Raw genomic sequence first — 18476 nt, 5'->3', positions numbered from 1 at the left:
TATCGTAAATCGCTGGACGGGAAAAATCTGCAGACAATGAATTTCGCATCGTCCTTGCCTGCGTAGCTGTCGCTTTAATGCAACAATCGTGGTCAGGCGGGCAACACCGTCCGCTGATAGAAGGTCTGGCCTTTGGCCACGAGTTCCCGAAGCAGCGACGCCGGTGTCCAGAAGTCGGGACCGAACTGCCGGCAATAGTTTTCGGTGGCCGCCAGCACTTCCTGGAGGCCCAACTGATCGGCGTAAAAGAGGGGGCCGCCGCGCCACGACGGGAAGCCGTAGCCATTGAGCCAAACCATGTCGACATCGACCGGTCGCGCGGCGACTCCCTCCGCCAGAATCTTCGCGCCTTCATTGATCATCGAGAAGACGCAGCGCTCGACGATTTCCCGATCGTCGATCACCCGGCGCACGATTCCCTTCCGCTGCGAATGCGCGACGATCAGTTCCTCGATCGCCACATCGGGAATCGGGGTGCGATTGCCCGGCTCGTAGCGGTACCAGCCGGCGCCGGTCTTCTGTCCCAGTCTCCCAAGCTCGCAGACCTGATCCAGCAGATCGCAGTCGCGTACGCCCGGCTTGCGAAGATGCGCCCTCGCCTTGCGATTGCGCCAGCCGATGTCGAGGCCCGCCAGATCACCAACGGCGAAAGGTCCCATGGGAAAGCCGAAATCGACCAGCGCCGCATCCACCTGCTGCGGCAGGGCGCCTTCTTCCAGCAGAAACCACGCCTCGCGCGTCCTCTGGGCAAGCATTCGGTTACCAACGAAACCGTCACAACCGCCGACGAGAACCGCGATCTTGCCGAGCTTCCTGCCCAGTTTCATCACGGTCGCCAGCACCTCCGGCGCCGTCCTTTCCGTACGCACGTTCTCGAGCAGGCGCATGACGTTTGCCGGGCTGAAGAAGTGCATTCCGACAACGTCCTGCGGCCGCCGCGTGCAGCTGGCGATCTCGGCGACGTCGAGGTACGACGTATTGGTCGCCAGGATTGCTCCTGGCCTCGCGATTGCGTCGAGTTGCTCGAATACCTCGCGCTTGACCGCCATGTCTTCGAAAACGGCTTCGACGATCAGGTCGACGTCGGCGACGTCCTGCCATGCCAGCGTCGGCCGAATCAGCTCCAGCCGGCGGTGCATCTCGTCTTCCGAAAGCGTGCCCCGCGCCACGCTCGCCTGGTAGTTCTTCCGGATCGTCGCCACTCCCCTTTCCAGGGCCGTCGCGTCGACTTCCTTGAGCACGACCGGGATACCGGCATTGGCGAAGCAAATGGCGATACCACCACCCATCGTTCCGCCACCCAGCACCGCCACCCGCGCGATGTCGCGCGCCGGCACTTCGCTCAAGCCCGGAACCTTGGCCACTTCGCTCTGGCCCAGGAAGGCATTGCGCAGTGCCGCAGCCTGTGGCGAAGCGCGGCGCTCCAGGAACAGTTCGCGCTCGCGCCGCAGACCCTCTTCGAGCGGTAGCTCGCAGGCCGCCGCGATGGCGTCGATCGCGACCAGCGGTGCCTGCAGATGCCGCTGACGCGCGCGCGCCGCATTGCGCGCATCATCGAAAACTGCGGCGGCCACCGGCGCCACCGGCAGGCTGCCAGTGCGGCGCGGAGAGACGCCCGGCCCGATCAGCCGGCGCGCCGCGGCGATCGCGGCGGTTTCGAGATCACCGTCCACCACTTCGTCCACCGCACCGATCTCGAACGCCTGTTTCGCCGTGATGCTTTCGCCACCCACGATCATGCGCAAGGCGTCCGGGACGCCAACCAGTCGCGGCAGGCGCTGCGTGCCGCCAGCGCCAGGAATCACTCCCAGCTTGACTTCCGGCAAGCCCACCTTGGCGGCGACCGTCGCGACCCGGTAATGGCTGGCCAGGGCTATTTCAAAGCCGCCGCCCAACGCCGTTCCATGCAGCGCCGCAACCACCGGCTTGCACGCATTTTCGATGGCCTGCGTCAGCTCCGGCAGATGCGGCTCCTGCGGCGGCAGATCGAACTCGCTGACATCGGCACCGGCGATGAACGTACGTCCGGCGCAGCGAATGACCACTGCGCGCACCGCAGCATCCTCTTCGGCCTGACGAATCGCCTCCAGCAAACCGGAGCGCACGTCTCTGGACAAAGCGTTCACCGGCGGATGATCCACCGTGAGCACGGCGATTTCGCCGTCGCGACGATAGTTGATCACTGCGGACGCCATCTTGGGCACTCTCCTCGGGCAGTATGGCCCTTTGCAAAGAAACAAGAAGAAAATCGACGCCGCGCCCCGGAATCCTGGTACGCGGCGACTCCGGGAACGGTTGCGCCGCCCCCGGAGTTTCAGCGGTCGCTGATGCCGCGACTCAAAGCGCTTCGAAAATGCCGGCCGCACCCATGCCGTGACCGATGCACATGCTCACCATGCCGTATTTCATTTTTTCGCGACGCAGGCCGTGCAGCAAGGTTGCCACCTTGATGGCACCGGTCGCTCCCAGGGGGTGACCGAGGGCAATCGCGCCGCCCAGCGGATTCACCCGCGCCGGGTCGAGCTCGCAGGTTCGCATGACCGCCAGCGCCTGAGCGGCGAATGCTTCGTTCAGCTCGATCCACTCCAGGTCCGATTTCTGCAGGCCGGCCTTTCTCAGCGCATCCGGAATCGCTTCGATCGGACCGATGCCCATCACCTCGGGTGCCACGCCGCGCACCGAGAAGCTGACGAACCTGCCCAGGGGCTGCAGGTTGAACTGCTTCAGGATCTTTTCGGAAACCATCAGCACCGCGCCAGCGCCGTCCGACATCTGCGAGCTGTTGCCGGCCGTTACCGAACCCCGGGCGGCGAAAACGGGCTTCATCAGCGCCAGCTTCTCCGGCGTCGCGTCCGCACGCGGCCCCTCGTCGTCGACCACCACCCTTTCGACGACCTTGACGCCGCCGGTCGCGAGATCGGGAACATGCGACCGGACCGTGAACGGAGTCGTCTCGTCCTTGAATTTTCCCGAACGAATCGCCGCGATTGCCTTTTGATTCGACGCTGCGGCGAAGGCATCCTGATCTTCGCGGGCAACCTGCCAGCGCTCGGCGACCTTTTCGGCGGTAATGCCCATGCCGAAGGCGATGCCCAGATTGTCGTCGCTGTCGAAAATGGCCGGATTGATGACCACCTTGTTGCCCAGCATGGTGACCATGCTCATCGTTTCCGTGCCACAGCCGATCATCACGTCCGCATCGCCGAGGCGAATCCGGTCGGCAGCCATGGCCACGGCCTGCAGACCCGACGAGCAGAAGCGATTCACCTGGACGCCGGGGACGCTGCGCGGCAGCCCTGCCACCATGGCCGCCATGCGCGCGACGTTGAGACCCTGCTCGGCCTCGGGCAGGGCGCAACCGGCAACGATGTCGTCGATCAGCGCCGGGTCGAGTGCCGGCGCCTGACCGAGCACCGTGCGGATGGCGTGGACGAGCATGTCGTCGGGGCGGGTGGTCTTGAAATAGCCGTTGCGCTTGCCGATCGGCAGGCGCGCCGCAGCGACGATGTAGGCCTCCTGAATTTGCTTGTTCATCTCAAACTCTCCAAAAATCAACGTGGAACATGGTCGCTCAATTGCGCAGGGGCTTGCCGTTTTCGAGCATGTAGGTCATGCGCTGCTGCGTCTTCTCGTTCTTCAGCAGCTCGACGAACTGACGACGCTCGATACCGAGCAGCCAATCCTCATCGACCAGTGTTCCCGGCTCGACATCACCACCGCAGAGCACCAGTGCCGACGCTTCGGAAACGACGTAGTCGTGCGCGCTCATGAATCCGCCTTCGCGCAGGTTGACCAGGTCCATGTGCAAGGTTGCGTTGCCCGGACGGCCGACCACCTTGATCGCGCGCGCCGGCAGCGGTGGCCGATAGGCGCCTTCGAACATCGCCCGCGCCTGGCGTATGGCGACGTACGGAAGCTCACGCGCGTTGAACAGAACGGTGTCGCTTTCCGCCGCAAATCCCATGCTCTTGGCGTCGATTGCGTTCTTCGAGGTCATGCCGCGGATGATGAATCCGAAAGCCTTCTGGATCTCTTCCCACGGGTCCTGCCGTCCTCGCCGCATCGCTGCCTCGGACGCGCGCCGCGCCATTTCCTTGCAGCCGCCGCCCGCCGGAATCAGACCGACACCGGCTTCGACCAGACCGATGTAGGCTTCGAGCGCCATCACCCGGTGCGCACAGTGCATCGCCACCTCGGCGCCGCCGCCAAACGCCATCCCGTCGACCGCGGCCACCGTCGGCACCTGCGCAAAACGCAGTGCCTTCGTCGCTCCCTGGAAATGCGCGACGACCTTGTCGAGTTCGTCCCACTGCTCCGCCTTGACCAGTTGCATCACCTCGTGCAGATTGGCACCCACAGCGAACGGCGGCTCGTGATAGAGGACCAGGCCATCGAAATCCGCTTCGGCCATGGCGACCGCCTGGTAAATTCCCTCGACTACCTCCTTGCCGAGCGAGTGCATCTTGCTCTTGAACGACAGGATGGCGATCCGCGAGTCGACCGCCGGCATTCGCCAGATGCGGACACCGTCGTTCTCGAGCAGGGTTTCGCCGCGCTGGTGCTTCTCGCCCAGAATCAGGTCGGGGAAAAGCTGACGCGAATAGACCGGCAGGGTCGAGCGCGGCTTGAGCGTCTGTTCGGCCGCCGAGTACGAGCCTTCCGCCTGATGCACGCCATCGCGGGCGGCAACCCAGGCAGGCAGCGGAACGTTCGACATGGCCTTGCCGGCGGCGATGTCGGCGGCGATCGCGTCGGCGATCGCCTGCCAGCCGGCCGACTGCCATATCTCGAACGGGCCTTGCGCCCAGCCGTAACCCCAGCGCATGGCAAAGTCGACATCGCGAGCGTTGTCGGCAATTTCCGCCAGGTGGAACGCGCAGTAGTGGAAAACGTCACGGAACATCGCCCACAGGAATTGCGCCTGCGGGTGGCTGCTGGCGCGCAGGGCGGAGAAACGCTCGGCAGCATTCCGATTGCGGAGAATCTGTTCGACTTCCGGCGCCACGCCGGCACCCGAGGCCCGGTACTCGAGCGACGTCATGTCGAGAACGTGAATGTCGCGTCCCGCCTTGCGGAAAACACCACCACCGGCTTTCTGGCCCAGCGCGCCTTTGCCGATGAGAGCGGCGAGCCAGCCAGGAACCTTGAAATGGTCGCGCCAGGGATCACTCGGCAGCGTCTGTTGCTGGGATTCGGTAACGTGCGCCAGAGTGTCGAGGCCGATCACATCGGCGGTACGATAGGTGGCGCTCTTCGGACGGCCGATGCGCGGCCCGGTAAGGGCATCGACCTCGTCGAAGCCGAGCTTGAACTGCTCGGTGTGATACATCACCGCCAGGATCGAGAACAGGCCGACACGATTGGCGACGAAGCTCGGCGTGTCCTTGGCGCGCACGACACCCTTGCCCATGCGGGTCACCAGCCAGGCTTCGAGAGCATCGACCATGGCTGCGTCGGTAGTGGCCGCCGGGATCAGCTCGACCAGTTGCATGTAGCGCGGCGGGTTGAAGAAATGCACCCCGCAGAAGCGCGAACGAAGCGCGGCCGGAAAGGCCTCGGACAACTGGTTGATTGAAATGCCGGAGGTGTTCGAGGCGACGATCGCCGTGTCGTTCAGGTAGGGCGTGATCTTCTGGTACAGGTCGACCTTCCATTCGATCTTTTCGGAGATCGCCTCGATCACCAGATCGCAGTCGCGCAATTGATCGAGATGCTGATCGTAATTGCCGACATCGATATTCGCCAGGCGGTCGCGCGTAACCAGCGGCGCGGGCTGCATTCTCTTCAGCCCCTCGACGGCCTTCCTGACGATCCCGCTGGGATCACCCTCGCGGGCAGCCAGATCGAACAGGACCACCGGCACGTCCGCGTTGGCGAGGTGCGCAGCAATTTGCGCGCCCATCACCCCGGACCCAAGAACTGCCGCTCTGCGAATCATTAGACTTTGCGAACTCATGCTTCTCCTCCAGAAAGACGGCGCATCATGCGCCGCTCAAAAAAAGGGCTTGGCGCTCGCCTGCGCCGGCATTGCAGTTGCCGCAAGCGAGCGCGACGCCAATCAACAAGCCGTCGTCAATGCGAACGCGGTGCCGGCAGCAGCGCCGGCACCGCAGCGCGGCGCTGACGCTCGCCAAGGAATCGATGGATGATCGGTACCGCCAGCTCCGCCTGGGTAACCAGGAACAGGTGACCGCAGTCCAGCTCCACGAGCTCGGCATCGGGAATCAGGACCTTCATGATTCGGCCGTTGATCGACGGCACCAGCGGGTCGTCGCTGCCGACCATGATCAGCGTCGGCTGTTTCAGCGTAAACAGCCAGTGAACGCTGGTCCAGCCCCAGATGGCGAAAAGTTGCCCAAGATAGCCGAGGGTGCGCGGCGGAACGATCTCGCTCATGTGCTCCCGGGCGCACTCCGGATTCTTGCGAAACACACCGCCATAGATGGTGTCCGCATGCTTCACGATCGACTCCGCATCGTCGAAGCGACTGGACCACATGAGCCTCCATAACGCCCGGGGGTCGCCCGGCACGGCAAACAGGCCGGTGGAAGTGGCGGCCAGGATCAGACGACGACAGCGTCCGGGAAAGCTGTGCGCGAATTGCTGCGCCAGCGCCCCTCCCCATGACACCCCCAGAACATCCACCTGTCCGTAGCCAAGTTGCGTCAACATGCCTGCCACCAGTTTCGCGAAACCCGGCATTCTCAACGGCGTTACCGGTGTCGCCGAAGCGCCGGTACCAGGCGCATCGAAGGCGATCACCTCGGTCTCCGGGAACTGCTCCGCGAAAGGTCGAAGCACTTCGATGCTGCCACCGATTCCGTTGATCAGCAGCAATGGCGTGCCGCCCTCACGGTTCGCGGGCCAGATGGCCGCCCGAATCCGCTGTTTCCCCACGTCGACCATCCTGATTTTCATCGTCAACCTCGTCTTCGTATTGGCGCCGAGGCGCCGGTTGTCACACCCTGCCCAAAGCAGGATGGCGAGGGCGGCGGTCTGCTCGCGGCGCGCAGCCCTCGGCGGTCATTCACGGCTCCAGCACGTAGGTACCCGGCGCCGGGTCCATCGCTTTGTGGGAAGCATTGCCCAAAGCCGTCGGCGCCGCGACGAGATCTCCGGAGCGCTCGGTCAGCCAGACGATCCAGCGATCCCACCAGCTGCCCTGGTTCGGTTTGGCACCGGCCAGCCATTCCTCGGGACTGGCGACGCGGGCCGGATTGGTGAAATAGAGCGACTTCTTGTTGCCCGGCGGATTGATCATTGCCTGAATGTGTCCGCTGTTGCTGAGCACGAACTCGCACTTGCCACCGAAGAACATCGTCGATTCATAGCAGTTCTTCCATGGCGTGATATGGTCGGTGTCGCCGGCCATGGCGAAAACGTCGCAGTCGACTTTCTTCAGATCGATCGGAATTCCGCCCGACTCGAACTCGCCGGGATGCGCCAGCCACTTGTTGGCCACGATGTCCATCAACTCGGTATGGAAGCGCGACGTCAGACGCGTGTTGTCACAGTTCCAGTACAGGATGTCGAACGCCGGTGGCTTGTTGCCCAGCAGGTAGTTATTGACCCAGTAACTCCACACCAGATCATTGGGACGCAGCCAGGCAAACATCCGGCTCATTTCCTTGCCATCCAGGACCCCCTTCTTCGCCGTGTGCTTGCGAGCCTTGTTGAGCAGCCCCTCGGTCGCCATGATCCCCATTTGCGAATCCATCGGCATGTAGAGGATGGTGACGTTGAGGGTGAAGGAATGGACCAACCGTTCGTTGCGCGCAGCCATTTGCGCCAGCATCACCGAGCCGATGATCCCGCCCGCGCAACCACCCCAGATGTTGCAGTCTTTCGCCCCCGAAATGTCCAGAGCCGCCAGTAGCGCTTCGCGTGCGGCGCTGGCGTAGGTGTTGAAATCCCACTCGCTGTGTTCGGGCTTCGGATTGCGCCAGCTGACGATAAAGACCTGCTGCCCTTTTTGCAGGAGGTAGCGGATCATGCTCTTCTCCGGCGTCAGGTCCATGATATAAAACTTGTTGATCGGAGGCGGCAACATGAAGAAGGGTCGCTGCCGTACCTGCGGCACCAGCGGCTTGTACTGGATCAGCTCGATCAGATCATTGCGGTAGACGACCGCGCCTTCGCTCATCGCGAGGTTCTCGCCGACCTTGAAAGCAGTCTTGTCGACCATGCTCGGCATTCCGCCTTCGTTGACCAGATCGCTCAGCATGTTCTTGGCACCACGCTTGAGGCTGTCACCGCCGGTTTCGAGCATGCGCTTGAGTGCCGCCGGATGTGCCATCGTGTTGGTCGGCGAGAACGCGTCCGTGAACAGGGAGATGAAGAAGCGGGCCCGCTCGCGATCGGTCTCTTCGACCTTGAGATCGTCGACCACCGACTGCCAGTAATTGGTATTGGCAAGATACGCCTGCATCATGCGCCGGTACATCGGGTTATCCTGCCACGTCGAATCGGCAAATCGGCGATCGCTCTTCTCGGGGGCCAGCGTCGACTGCCCGGTCAGCACCTTGAACATTTCCGTGGCTAGCGCGGCCTGGTGCTTCAGTACGCTGGCCGGATCACGCAGGGGCGACGCCAGCACCGCCTTCAAAGTCTCCTTGAAACCACGGCTCTCGAAGCCGAGCATCGGCGGCACCCAACCGATGTCTTCCGCCTTTTCCGCCATTGTCCTGTCCGTTTTCGCAACCCTACTCATGGCCCATTCCTTTCGTTGAATTGTCACCCACCACCTAGAATCGCCCACCCGTCGGAGCAGGCGTTGCCGCAAGACCTGCGCCGTTGCGAAGACTTCCGCCCTCGGCGGGCAGTCGATAGTCCTGATACTGCTTGCGCAGCGTGAGCTTCGAGAGCTTGCCGGTTGCCGTCATCGGCAGCTCCGGAACGAACAGCACGTCGTCCGGTATCCACCACTTGGCAACCTTGCCCTCGTACCACGCGAGCAACTCCTGCTTGGTCAACGGTTCGCCACCGGACCGCTGCACGACGACGAGCAAGGGACGCTCGCCCCACTTGCCACTGGCGACGCCGATCGCCGCGGCCATGGCCACAGCCGGATGCGACGTCGCAATACTCTCCAGCTCGATCGAGCTGATCCATTCCCCGCCGCTCTTGATCATGTCCTTGGAACGGTCGGTGATCCTGAGGTAGCCGTCGCCATCGATCGTCGCGATGTCACCGGTCGAAAACCAGCCGTCGACCAGGGCACTCTGCTCGCTCCGGAAATAGCGGTCGACCGTCCAGAGACCGCGCACCTGCAGTTCGCCCACGCTTTGACCATCGCAGGCAAGCTCCTCGCCATGCATCCCGCGCAGGCGCAGGTCGACACCGAACAGCGGCCGACCGTGACTGGACTTGAACTGCAGTCGCTCTTCGCCGCCCAGCGCGCAATGCTTGCGCTTGGCCGCGGTCAAGGTACCGATCGGGCTGAGTTCCGTCATCCCCCAACCGGGCAAGGCGTCGACCCCGTAGTCCTGCCACATCGTGCGAATGATCGACGGCGGGCACGACGCGCCGCCGACGAGGAAGCGCCGCAGACTGCTGAAGCGCAGCCCGTGCGCCTGCAGGTGGTCGATCAATCCTTGCCAGACGGTGGGAACGGCGCCGGCGAAGGTCACGCCTTCGGCCTCGAACAGGCGGTAGAGACTTTCACCATCCGTGTCCATCCCGGCCAGCACGAGCTTGGCGCCAACCATCGGACAGGTGAAAGGAAGACCCCAGCCGTTGGCGTGAAACATCGGGACGACCGGGCAGACGACTTCGCTGGCCGATACCGCCAAGGCGTCCGGCAATGCCGTCGCCAGACTGTGCAGCAGGGTGGTGCGATGCGAGAACAGCACCCCCTTGGGGTTGCCGGTCGTTCCCGACGTATAGCAAAGCAGACAGGCGGTATTCTCGTCGAACGACGGCCACTCCGGAAAACCCTGCTGGCGGGCCAGCAGGGCCTCATAAGACTGGGCGAAGGGCGTCTCCGGCGGGACACCGTCCGCTTCGGCGAGAGCGATCCAGTATTTCACCGTCGGACAGCGCGAGCGCAACGTGGCCACCAGTGGCGCGAAGCTCACGTCGAAGAAGAGCGCCGCATCCTCGGCGTGGTTGATGATATAGACGATCTGCTCGTGGAACAGTCGCGGGTTGATCGTGTGACAAACCGAGCCGAGACAGGGAATCGCGAAATACAGCTCAAGGTGCCGATAGGTGTTCCAGGCGAGAGTGGCAATGCAGGCGCCCGCCTGCAGACCAAGGCCGGCGAGAGCCCCGGCCGTGCTCCGCACGCGCCGCCCGAGGTCGCGATAGGTGTAGCGATGCACCTGCCCCCCGGGCATCTGGCTGACGACCTCCTCGTCGCCGTGATACTTCTCGGCGTGCGTCAGCACGCGGGCGAGCAGTAGCGGCTCGGTCATCATCTGTCCCAGCACGGTCATTGCCTCCTGTATTGATCGTTGCCGTGGCCTTCCGACTTTGCGTCCGAGGGATCAGGGCAAAGCGACCACTGCGTCACCGGCGATCTTGACGTCGCCATCCTGGTTGCAGGCCTTGATTTCGAGCTTCGCCCGCCGTTCGCCGTCCTCTTCGAACACTTCGACGACACTCCCGCTGCAAGTCATGCGATCGCCGAGATGGGTAATGCCGAGAAAGCGCACGGACCAGGTGCGCAGTTGCGACTGCGGCACCCAGGCAGTCAGCAGACGCCCCAGCCAGGCCATGCCCAACATGCCATGCGCAAACACGTCGGGCATTCCCGCCTTGCGCGCAAAGTCGATGTCGATGTGGATCGGATTGTGATCCCCGGAGGCACCGGCAAACAATGCGAGAGTGGTGCGTGTAACCGGCGGCAACTGCAATTCGGGAATGGCATCGCCAACGTTGATCACTGCATGCTGTTCGACCATTTCACTATCTCCTCAGTTGCGCACGACGATGACGCTGCGAAATTCCGCCGCCAGTTCCCCGCTGGCATTGCTTACGGTGGAGTCACGCACGATGAATTCGAGGGCCCCCCCCTTCTTGTCGTAGATGTCGGAAATCCTCGAACGTACCGTCACCGACTCGCCGGCGCAGATTGGGCGGTGATAGGTATAACCCTGCTCCCCATGCAGGATCTTTCCCAGTGATACCCCCATTCTTGCCAAGGTGCTGAACAGTTCGTTCGAGTCGAGGTCGGCTGCCAACAGGAATGTCGGCGGCACCGGGAGGTCGCGGTAGCCGGCCGCCTGGGCGGCATCCTGGTCCACATAGATGGGATTGCTTTCGCCGATCGCCTGCGCAAAGAACCTCAGCCTTCCGCGTTCAATATCAAAGCGAACCTCCGGTCCCGTGTAGCCAATCCATTTCTTGTCGATCATCTCAGCCTCACTGAATCGGGTACCACCCGCGCGTGCGATCAGGTACCCGGGTTATCGAAAATCTACGGTAATTCGCCATAGCCCACGTCGCAGATGCTAAACAACTCGCCGCCCGCGCACCATTGCGCAGAACGCCTTAGAATTGCAAAAATTGCCAACCAATCGAGGACCGCTTCGATGACGAGCACGCCGCCGATCTCGGTGCACATGGGCTTCGTGCGGGAAACTCTGGGTGGACTCGCACTGCGCGGTCTGGATCCCCAGCCTTTCCTGCAACGCTGCAACATCCGGCACGAGTTGATCGACCTGCCATTGGCGCGCATCTCGGGGGCGCAGTACCAGACTCTGGTGTTGTCACTGATGGACGGCCTGGACGACGAAATGATGGGCCACCTGGACCAGCCGCTGCGCCGCGGCGCTTTCGTCTTCCTGGCCCGCGCATCGCTGTTTGGCGCTCTCTCACTGTACGTCGTGCTGACGCGCTGGATCAAGGCACACCGGCTGTTGACCGATGAAATTCACCTGACTTTCCGCCGGGAGGGTGAGACCGCCTGGATTACCCTGAGCGGGCAGTCGAGCGCTGCCGAGAGGCATCCGACCTTCCTCCCCGTCGTCTATTTCAAGAGCCTGCATATCCTTTCGTCCTGGCTCATCGGTGAGCGCATCAAATTGTCCGGAGTGCATTTCACGGGGCCACGTCCGATCCACGGCGACGAATACGCGCGCCTGTTTCCCGGCGAGATTTCCTTTTCGATGCCGTCGTCGGCCATCGGCATCCCGGTGCATTACCTCGACCGGGCGGTGAACCAGGACGTCGATTCGCTGCACCAGTTCCTGCGCGCCGCGCCGGGGAATCTGCTCTGGCAATATCGTGCCACCGACCTGCTGAGCGAGAAAATCCGCGCCATCCTGAGAGATGCGCTGCCCGCCCCCGTCGACATCGCGGCAGCAGCACGCGCCGTCGGCTTCTCGCAGCGCACCTTGCACCGCCGGCTGCTCGGAGAAGGCACCAATTTTCAGGAAATCAAGGACGGCCTGCGCCGCGACGTGGCCATCGAGTGCCTCGACCATTCCCGACTGTCGATCGAGGAGATTGCCGAACAGATCGGTTTCTCGGATGCCGCCGCCTTCTATCGGGCATTCAAGACGTGGACCGGAGTCGCGCCCGGCGTCTATCGGCAGCGCGCGCTGAAAACCTGACGCAGCCAAGCGAACGCCGGGCGGCAGGAATCGCCGCCCGAATGCACGACGGAGAGCTCAGACGCGCTCGAGCAGCATTGCAATTCCCTGCCCGACTCCGATGCACATCGTGCACAGGGCATAGCGGCCACCGCGTCGCCGAAGTTCGTAGGTCGCCGTCGTCGCCAGTCTCGCCCCGCTCATTCCCAAGGGGTGACCAATGGCGATGGCACCACCATTCGGGTTGACGTGTTCGGCGTCGTCCGGCAGGCCCAGTTGCCGCAATACGGCCAGACCTTGCGCCGCAAACGCTTCATTCAACTCGATCACGTCAATTTCCGCCAGCCGCACCCCAAGGCGAGCGAGCAGCTTGCGGCTAGCAGGTGCCGGCCCGATCCCCATGATCCGCGGCGGCACGCCGGCGACGGCGGCGCCGACGATGCGTGCCTTGGGAACCAGGCCGTGACGCACTGCCGCGGCTTCGCTGGCGACGATCAGCGCACAGGCGCCATCGTTCACTCCGGAAGCGTTGCCCGCGGTCACCGTACCGCCACTCCTGACCACGCCCTTCAGCGCCGCCAGCGCTTCCGGCGTAACGTCCGGACGCGGATGTTCGTCACGAACGAAGCGCCTGGGTTCGCCCCTCTTCTGCGCGATTTCGACCGCGACGATCTCGTCGGTGAAGCGGCCAGCGGCGTCAGCCGCCGCCCAGCGCTGCTGGCTGCGCCAGGCGAAGGCATCCTGATCGGAGCGCCCGATGGCAAAATCCCCGGCCACGTTCTCGGCAGTTTCCGGCATCGAATCGACGCCGTGTGCCGCCTTCATCTTGGGATTGACAAAACGCCAGCCGATGGTCGTGTCGAACACGTCGACACCGCGCTGAAAGGCCGCTTCCGCCTTTCCCATGACGAACGGCGCCCGCGACATGCTCTCGACACCACCGGCGATCAGCAGGTCAGCCTCCGTCGAGCGTATGGCACGAGCGGCCTGCGCGATCGCGTCGAGGCCTGAACCACAAAGGCGATTGAGCGTGGTGCCGGCAACTTCGACCGGCAGTCCGGCAAGCAGCGCTGCCATTCTCGCCACGTTGCGGTTATCTTCACCGGCCTGGTTGGCGCAGCCGTAGATCACATCGTCGACCTGTTCCCAATTCACTCCCGGATTACGTTCGACCAGCGCCCGGATCGGCAGGCTGGCCAGATCGTCGGTGCGCAGCGTCGAAAGGCTACCCCCATAACGACCAACGGGGGTTCGTACCGCGTCGCAGATGTACGCCTCAACCATCTGCCAGCCTCTTGTCGATGACCCGTTTTGCCTTGCCAACCAGGGTGCGGGTGATTGTATTCGGCGGCAGCACGCTGACTTTCGTCGAAACGCCGATCAGCGCCTTGATGCTCTGCTGCAGACGACGCCCCACCGCCTCGGCTTCGGTCGACGAAGTGGCCGCAGCGATGCTTGGTTGCAGCTCGCACATCACCTCCACCTGGTCGAGAAGGCCGTCGCGCGACACGACCAGTTGATACTGGCCGGACAACTTCTCATCCCGGAGAATCAATTCCTCGATCTGCGTCGGGAACAGATTTACGCCGCGAATGATCAGCATGTCGTCGGAACGGCCAACGATCTTCGCCAAGCGGCGGAAGGAACGCGCCGTCGGCGGCAGCAAGCGGGTCAGGTCACGTGTCCGATAGCGAATGACCGGAAAAGCTTCCTTGGACAACGACGTGAACACCAGTTCGCCTTCCTCGCCGTCGGCACACACCTGACCGCTTTCCGGGTTGATGACTTCGGGGTAGAAGTGGTCTTCCCAGATCACCGGGCCATCTTTCGTCTCGACACACTCGCTGGCAACGCCGGGGCCGATCACCTCGGATAGACCATAGATATCGACCGCGTCGAGGCCCATCTTGGACTCGATTTCGTGACGCATCTCATTCGTCCAGGGCTCGGCTCCGAAAATCCCCACCTTCAATGAAGAGTCGCGGGCCTCGAGGCCCTGGTTGGCGAACTCCTCGGCGATGACCAGCATGTACGAAGGCGTGACCATGATGATGTCGGGCTTGAAATCCTGAATGATCTGCACCTGTTTTTCGGTATTGCCGCCGGACATCGGAATCACCGTGCATCCCAGACGCTCGGCGCCGTAATGCGCGCCGAGGCCACCGGTGAACAAACCGTAGCCGTAGGTGACATGCACGATGTCGCCGGGTCGCCCGCCAGCGGCGCGGATCGAACGGGCCACCACGTTGGCCCACATGTCAATGTCGTTGCGCGTATACCCGACCACCACCGGCTTGCCCGTGGTCCCCGACGACGCGTGTACCCGGACCACCTTCTCGCGCGGCACCGCGAAGAGGCCAAACGGATAGTTTTCCCGCAAATCCGCCTTGGTCGTGAAAGGAAACTTCGCCAGGTCCTCCAGGCTACGCAGATCGTCCGGATGAACACCTGCGGCGGCGAAAGTCCGCCGGTAATGCGGAACGTTGTCATACGCATGGCGCAGGGACCACTGCAGACGCTGCAACTGCAGGGCCGAGATTTCGTCCCGGCTGGCGGTTTCGATGGGCTCCAATTCTCCCGGCTGGGGCCTCTTGCTGGTCATTGTCTCCTCCTCTCAAAATGTGACGTTGTGATGCTGCACCGGCAGTGTGCGAGCAGTCGGGCGACGCTTAGCCACCCTGCTGCCGACCCCGCCGCCGTACTTGCTGGCGACTGCCAAAATTTCCTGCTTTCTTGATTCATCTCAAGGAGGCCGTCAGATGCAAGGAACATCATTGCGCCGGACGCGCTTGTTTGGTCCCGGCAAGCATGCTCTCTCACTCTGACTCCTCCTGCAAGGTGGGTGCGTTGCGTCGCCTTGGTGCAAAGCGCGATCGCGTTGGCTTGCCGTCCTGGTCCGCGCGGTGTGGTCCTGGTCGCCACCACTTGACACGCGGTCAGGTGGCGGTTGCTTGTCGTTCCTGCACGAAACCTTTGCGGTGTTGCCGGATCCAGCCTCTCCGCCGACCGATCTTCCCCGCCGCAGCGACTTTCGGCCGCCATGGCGGCCGGCCAACGCCCCTCTAACTCCCCGTGTAGCGTGGCGCGCGCTTCTCCATGAAGGCGCTTACCCCTTCCCGGTAGTCATCACTTCGACCGAGCTCGCGCATGAAATCGCGTTCGAGGTCGAGCTGCTGCTCCAGGGTGTTCAGGCGGCCGGCGCGCATCGCCTGGCGCGTGCGCACCAGCGCTTTGGTCGGCGCCAGAGCGAGCTGCGCGGCAAGGCGGTCTACGGTCGCAGTGAATTGCGCGTCGTCCACGCAGGACCAGATGAGACCCCATTCGGCAGCCTGCTCGGCGGACAGCTTGTCCCCGAGCAAGGCCAGGCCCATGGCACGAGCGACACCGATGCGCTGCGGCAGAACGTAGGTCCCGCCGGTGTCCGGGATCAGACCGATCTTGCTGAACGACTGGATGAACGAGGCGGACCGGCAAGCGATCACCAGGTCGCAGGCGAGCGCGAGGTTGGCACCGGCACCGGCCGCCACGCCGTTCACCGCACAGATCGTGGGGATCGGCATGTTCTGCAGCGCCAGGACCAACGGCTTGTAGTTGTTCTCGACACTGGCCCCGAGATCCACCGGCGCCTCGCCAGGAAGCACGCTGCGGTCAGCCAGATCCTGCCCGGCGCAAAAGCCTCGTCCGGCGCCAGTGAGAACGAAGACCCGGACAGAGCTCTCCTGGCGCAGCAGCGCAAGCGCCGCCCGCACTTCCTCGTGCATCTGCTCCGTGAAACTATTGAGTCGATCCGGTCGGTTCAAGGTCAGGCGCGCGACACCGTCGGAAACTGCGAAGAGAATAGTCTCGAAAGCCATGCTCACTACCTCGATTCACTATGGTTGGGGAAAGACCCTGGCGCCGGATGCATTCGCGCGAGCCAGCGAGAATGCATCCGGCGGTGGATCTCGCTGCAGGTGCGTAGGCCGGCGAGCCATCTCGCGGTGCGTGACCTTGCTTGATCGGCAAGCCCGCCACCGCGAGCGGACTGTCAGACGTGGTACCGTCTTTGCACGACAAGGAAGCGGCTGGCGACAAAGGCCGCATCGGCATAGCAGGTGGTTGCCGCAGGATTGCCTCCGGTCGCGTGATAGTCGGAAAACGCCGCCGACTGGTTGACATAAACTGCGCCGGTCAGGTTGATCGACAAGGCGACCCTGGAGCGACAGGTCGCCGCAGTAACGGCATCGACGATCTCCGACTTGGTCGAGTAGAGTCCAACCGTCAATGCACCGTGTTCGCGCACCAGCCGTTCCGACAGCGCGATCGCAGCGGCGGCGCTCTCTGCACGCACGACGAAACTGATCGGTCCGAAACGCTCCTGCATGTACGCCGCCTCCGCGGCGGCGTCGCACTTGAGGACGATCGGCGTGCGCACCTCGGCCCCAGGAAACTCCGCATGCTCGATCCTGCGCGAGGCAACGACGATTTCGCCAAGCGTCGCCGCCTCGGCGATGCGCGCCAGCGTGTCCGAAGACTGAATGGCGCCCAGGATCGCCGTAGCCACCTCCGGTTTTGCCAACAGGCCGTCGAGGGCTGCGCCGAGATCCGCGGCAACGTCGTCGAAGCTCTTGTGGCCTTGGTCGGTCTCGATCCCCGCCGCCGGCACGATGATCGCCTGCGTCGTCGTACACATTTGTCCCGAGTAGAGCGCCAGGGTGAATGCGAGATTCTTCAGCATCGCCGAGTACGCATCGGTCGATTCGATGATCACGTTGTTGACGCCGGCCAGTTCGGCATACACCTGTGCCTGCCGACAGTTATCGAGCAGCCATTTGCCGAAGGCGTTGCCGCCGGTGAAATCCACCGACTTTACGGCAGGATGCGTCGCGAGCGCCTGCGTCGTAGTGCGCTTCGTAGTCACCGCAAGCGACACCAGATTCGGATCGATCCCGTTTTCCGCAAGCACTTCGCGAATGATCCTGACGGAAATCGCCGCCGGCAAAATTGCGTTTTCGTGCGGCTTGACGATCACCGCATTGCCCGTCGCCAGCGCAGCGAACAGGCCCGGATAGGTATTCCAGGTCGGAAAAGTCCCGCAACCGATCACCAGTGCGACGCCACGGCCGACGATTTCGAAATGCTTCTGCATCCGCAAAGGCGGATTCTTCCCCTGCGGCTTCTCCCAGACCGCCTCGACCGGAACGAAGGACATCTCACGCCAAGCATAGGCTACCGCTTCCAGACCGCGGTCCTGGGCATGCGGTCCGCCGGCCTGGAAAGCCATCATCCAGCCTTGACCCGTCGTCAACATCACCGCATGGGCAATCTCGAAGCTGCGCTGATTGATGCGATGCAGCGCCTCGAGACAGATTCCCGTGCGTCCGTCTGCCCCTATCCGCTGCCAGGCAGGCATCGCTGCGAGACCCGCATCGATCAGCGCCTGCGGGTCGCATTCGGGATAGCTGATCGACAGGTCGACCCCGTAAGGCGACGATTCCGATGCGACGGAACCGATCCGACCCGGCATTTCGAGCGCGAACTCCTTGCCTCGCAAGGCGTCGATGGCGGCTTTGCCATCCTGCATAGCCGATTCACCGTAGACCTTGGGACTCGGCATCTCGGGGTACGCCGACCAGTAGCCGCGCGTGCGTATCGCATCCAGGGCGGCATCCAAAGTCTCGCGGTGCCGTTCCAACAACGGGTGAGCCATAGTTCCTCCAAACGGGTTTGACATGAGCCCGGTTCGCATCGAATGGACCCGGGCGATCGATGGTTTCAGTTGTTTAATGAGAAACGTTACAAACAACGGCCGCTTCTGTCAACGCTTCGTATCGATAAATCGATGCGAATGATTCCTCAGTGTATCGATGGCCAGCCAAGTGTTCCAGAGTCGACAAGTTTCGATTGTTAAATCCTATAGATAAATCTCTGGCAACTGATTTCGACAGATCTCTGGCCAGA

13 protein-coding genes are annotated in these 18476 nt (G+C 63.0%); 1 reads left to right on the top strand and 12 read right to left on the bottom strand.

Annotated elements, in window-relative coordinates:
* Positions 1 to 92: 92 nt before the first annotated feature.
* The 8 genes from NFV80_RS02910 to NFV80_RS02875 form a co-directional block, all read right to left on the bottom strand.
* Positions 93 to 2195 (bottom strand): 3-hydroxyacyl-CoA dehydrogenase NAD-binding domain-containing protein, encoded by a 2103-nt coding sequence (locus NFV80_RS02910; RefSeq protein ID WP_296757782.1) that lies wholly within the window; start codon positions 2193 to 2195, stop codon positions 93 to 95.
* 142 nt (positions 2196 to 2337) lie between these two features.
* Positions 2338 to 3534: an acetyl-CoA C-acyltransferase gene (locus NFV80_RS02905; RefSeq protein ID WP_296757780.1), complete on the bottom strand. Its 1197-nt coding sequence runs from the start codon at positions 3532 to 3534 to the stop codon at positions 2338 to 2340.
* A 37-nt stretch (positions 3535 to 3571) separates the two neighbouring features.
* Entirely contained in the window at positions 3572 to 5956 is a 2385-nt protein-coding gene (locus NFV80_RS02900) for a 3-hydroxyacyl-CoA dehydrogenase/enoyl-CoA hydratase family protein (RefSeq protein ID WP_296757777.1), read from the bottom strand.
* 116 nt (positions 5957 to 6072) lie between these two features.
* Positions 6073 to 6918, bottom strand: a complete 846-nt coding sequence (phaZ, locus tag NFV80_RS02895) for a poly(3-hydroxyalkanoate) depolymerase (protein WP_288127035.1) — start codon at positions 6916 to 6918, stop codon at positions 6073 to 6075.
* 109 nt (positions 6919 to 7027) lie between these two features.
* Positions 7028 to 8710, bottom strand: coding sequence for an alpha/beta fold hydrolase (locus NFV80_RS02890; RefSeq protein ID WP_288127033.1), 1683 nt, complete (start codon positions 8708 to 8710; stop codon positions 7028 to 7030).
* Positions 8711 to 8744: 34 nt separating this feature from the next.
* On the bottom strand, positions 8745 to 10436 hold the full coding sequence (locus NFV80_RS02885; RefSeq protein ID WP_296757775.1) for a long-chain-fatty-acid--CoA ligase: 1692 nt from the start codon (positions 10434 to 10436) through the stop codon (positions 8745 to 8747).
* 51 nt (positions 10437 to 10487) lie between these two features.
* Positions 10488 to 10904: a MaoC family dehydratase gene (locus tag NFV80_RS02880; protein ID WP_288127029.1), complete on the bottom strand. Its 417-nt coding sequence runs from the start codon at positions 10902 to 10904 to the stop codon at positions 10488 to 10490.
* 12 nt (positions 10905 to 10916) lie between these two features.
* Complete coding sequence (locus tag NFV80_RS02875; RefSeq protein ID WP_288127027.1) at positions 10917 to 11357, bottom strand: MaoC family dehydratase N-terminal domain-containing protein; 441 nt, start codon at positions 11355 to 11357, stop codon at positions 10917 to 10919.
* A 177-nt stretch (positions 11358 to 11534) separates the two neighbouring features.
* Between NFV80_RS02875 and NFV80_RS02870 the strand changes: the two genes are divergently transcribed.
* Positions 11535 to 12557, top strand: coding sequence for an AraC family transcriptional regulator (locus NFV80_RS02870; protein WP_296757772.1), 1023 nt, complete (start codon positions 11535 to 11537; stop codon positions 12555 to 12557).
* 57 nt (positions 12558 to 12614) lie between these two features.
* On the opposite strand, the gene pcaF is transcribed toward NFV80_RS02870, so the two are convergent.
* From pcaF to paaN, 4 genes are all read right to left on the bottom strand, one after another.
* Entirely contained in the window at positions 12615 to 13820 is a 1206-nt protein-coding gene (gene pcaF / locus NFV80_RS02865) for a 3-oxoadipyl-CoA thiolase (RefSeq protein ID WP_296757769.1), read from the bottom strand.
* A complete protein-coding gene (gene paaK / locus NFV80_RS02860; protein WP_296757767.1) occupies positions 13813 to 15138 on the bottom strand; it encodes a phenylacetate--CoA ligase PaaK in 1326 nt (441 codons plus the stop codon). The genes pcaF and paaK overlap by 8 nt, the downstream gene beginning before the upstream one ends.
* 460 nt (positions 15139 to 15598) lie before the next feature.
* A complete protein-coding gene (gene paaG / locus NFV80_RS02855; protein ID WP_296757765.1) occupies positions 15599 to 16390 on the bottom strand; it encodes a 2-(1,2-epoxy-1,2-dihydrophenyl)acetyl-CoA isomerase PaaG in 792 nt (263 codons plus the stop codon).
* Between the two features lie 173 nt (positions 16391 to 16563).
* A complete protein-coding gene (gene paaN / locus NFV80_RS02850) occupies positions 16564 to 18225 on the bottom strand; it encodes a phenylacetic acid degradation protein PaaN (protein ID WP_296757763.1) in 1662 nt (553 codons plus the stop codon).
* Positions 18226 to 18476 lie beyond the last annotated feature (251 nt).

It is taken from the genome of Accumulibacter sp., assembly GCF_023806565.1.
In the GTDB taxonomy this organism is placed as follows: domain Bacteria; phylum Pseudomonadota; class Gammaproteobacteria; order Burkholderiales; family Rhodocyclaceae; genus Accumulibacter.
The sequence above is the reverse complement of the archived record's forward strand: the minus strand, read 5'-3'. Positions and strand labels throughout refer to the sequence as shown.

Excerpts from the sequence above, each read along its gene's own strand:
- paaN (WP_296757763.1), bottom strand. The coding sequence starts at position 18,225 with ATGGCTCACCCGTTGTTGGAACGGCACCGCGAGACTTTGGATGCCGCC.
- pcaF (WP_296757769.1), bottom strand. The coding sequence starts at position 13,820 with ATGGTTGAGGCGTACATCTGCGACGCGGTACGAACCCCCGTTGGTCGT.
- NFV80_RS02880 (WP_288127029.1), bottom strand. The coding sequence starts at position 10,904 with ATGGTCGAACAGCATGCAGTGATCAACGTTGGCGATGCCATTCCCGAA.
- NFV80_RS02875 (WP_288127027.1), bottom strand. The coding sequence starts at position 11,357 with ATGATCGACAAGAAATGGATTGGCTACACGGGACCGGAGGTTCGCTTT.
- paaG (WP_296757765.1), bottom strand. The coding sequence starts at position 16,390 with ATGGCTTTCGAGACTATTCTCTTCGCAGTTTCCGACGGTGTCGCGCGC.
- NFV80_RS02910 (WP_296757782.1), bottom strand. The coding sequence starts at position 2,195 with ATGGCGTCCGCAGTGATCAACTATCGTCGCGACGGCGAAATCGCCGTG.
- NFV80_RS02885 (WP_296757775.1), bottom strand. The coding sequence starts at position 10,436 with ATGACCGTGCTGGGACAGATGATGACCGAGCCGCTACTGCTCGCCCGC.
- NFV80_RS02870 (WP_296757772.1), top strand. The coding sequence starts at position 11,535 with ATGACGAGCACGCCGCCGATCTCGGTGCACATGGGCTTCGTGCGGGAA.
- paaK (WP_296757767.1), bottom strand. The coding sequence starts at position 15,138 with ATGACCAGCAAGAGGCCCCAGCCGGGAGAATTGGAGCCCATCGAAACC.
- NFV80_RS02905 (WP_296757780.1), bottom strand. The coding sequence starts at position 3,534 with ATGAACAAGCAAATTCAGGAGGCCTACATCGTCGCTGCGGCGCGCCTG.
- NFV80_RS02900 (WP_296757777.1), bottom strand. The coding sequence starts at position 5,956 with ATGAGTTCGCAAAGTCTAATGATTCGCAGAGCGGCAGTTCTTGGGTCC.
- NFV80_RS02890 (WP_288127033.1), bottom strand. The coding sequence starts at position 8,710 with ATGAGTAGGGTTGCGAAAACGGACAGGACAATGGCGGAAAAGGCGGAA.
- phaZ (WP_288127035.1), bottom strand. The coding sequence starts at position 6,918 with ATGAAAATCAGGATGGTCGACGTGGGGAAACAGCGGATTCGGGCGGCC.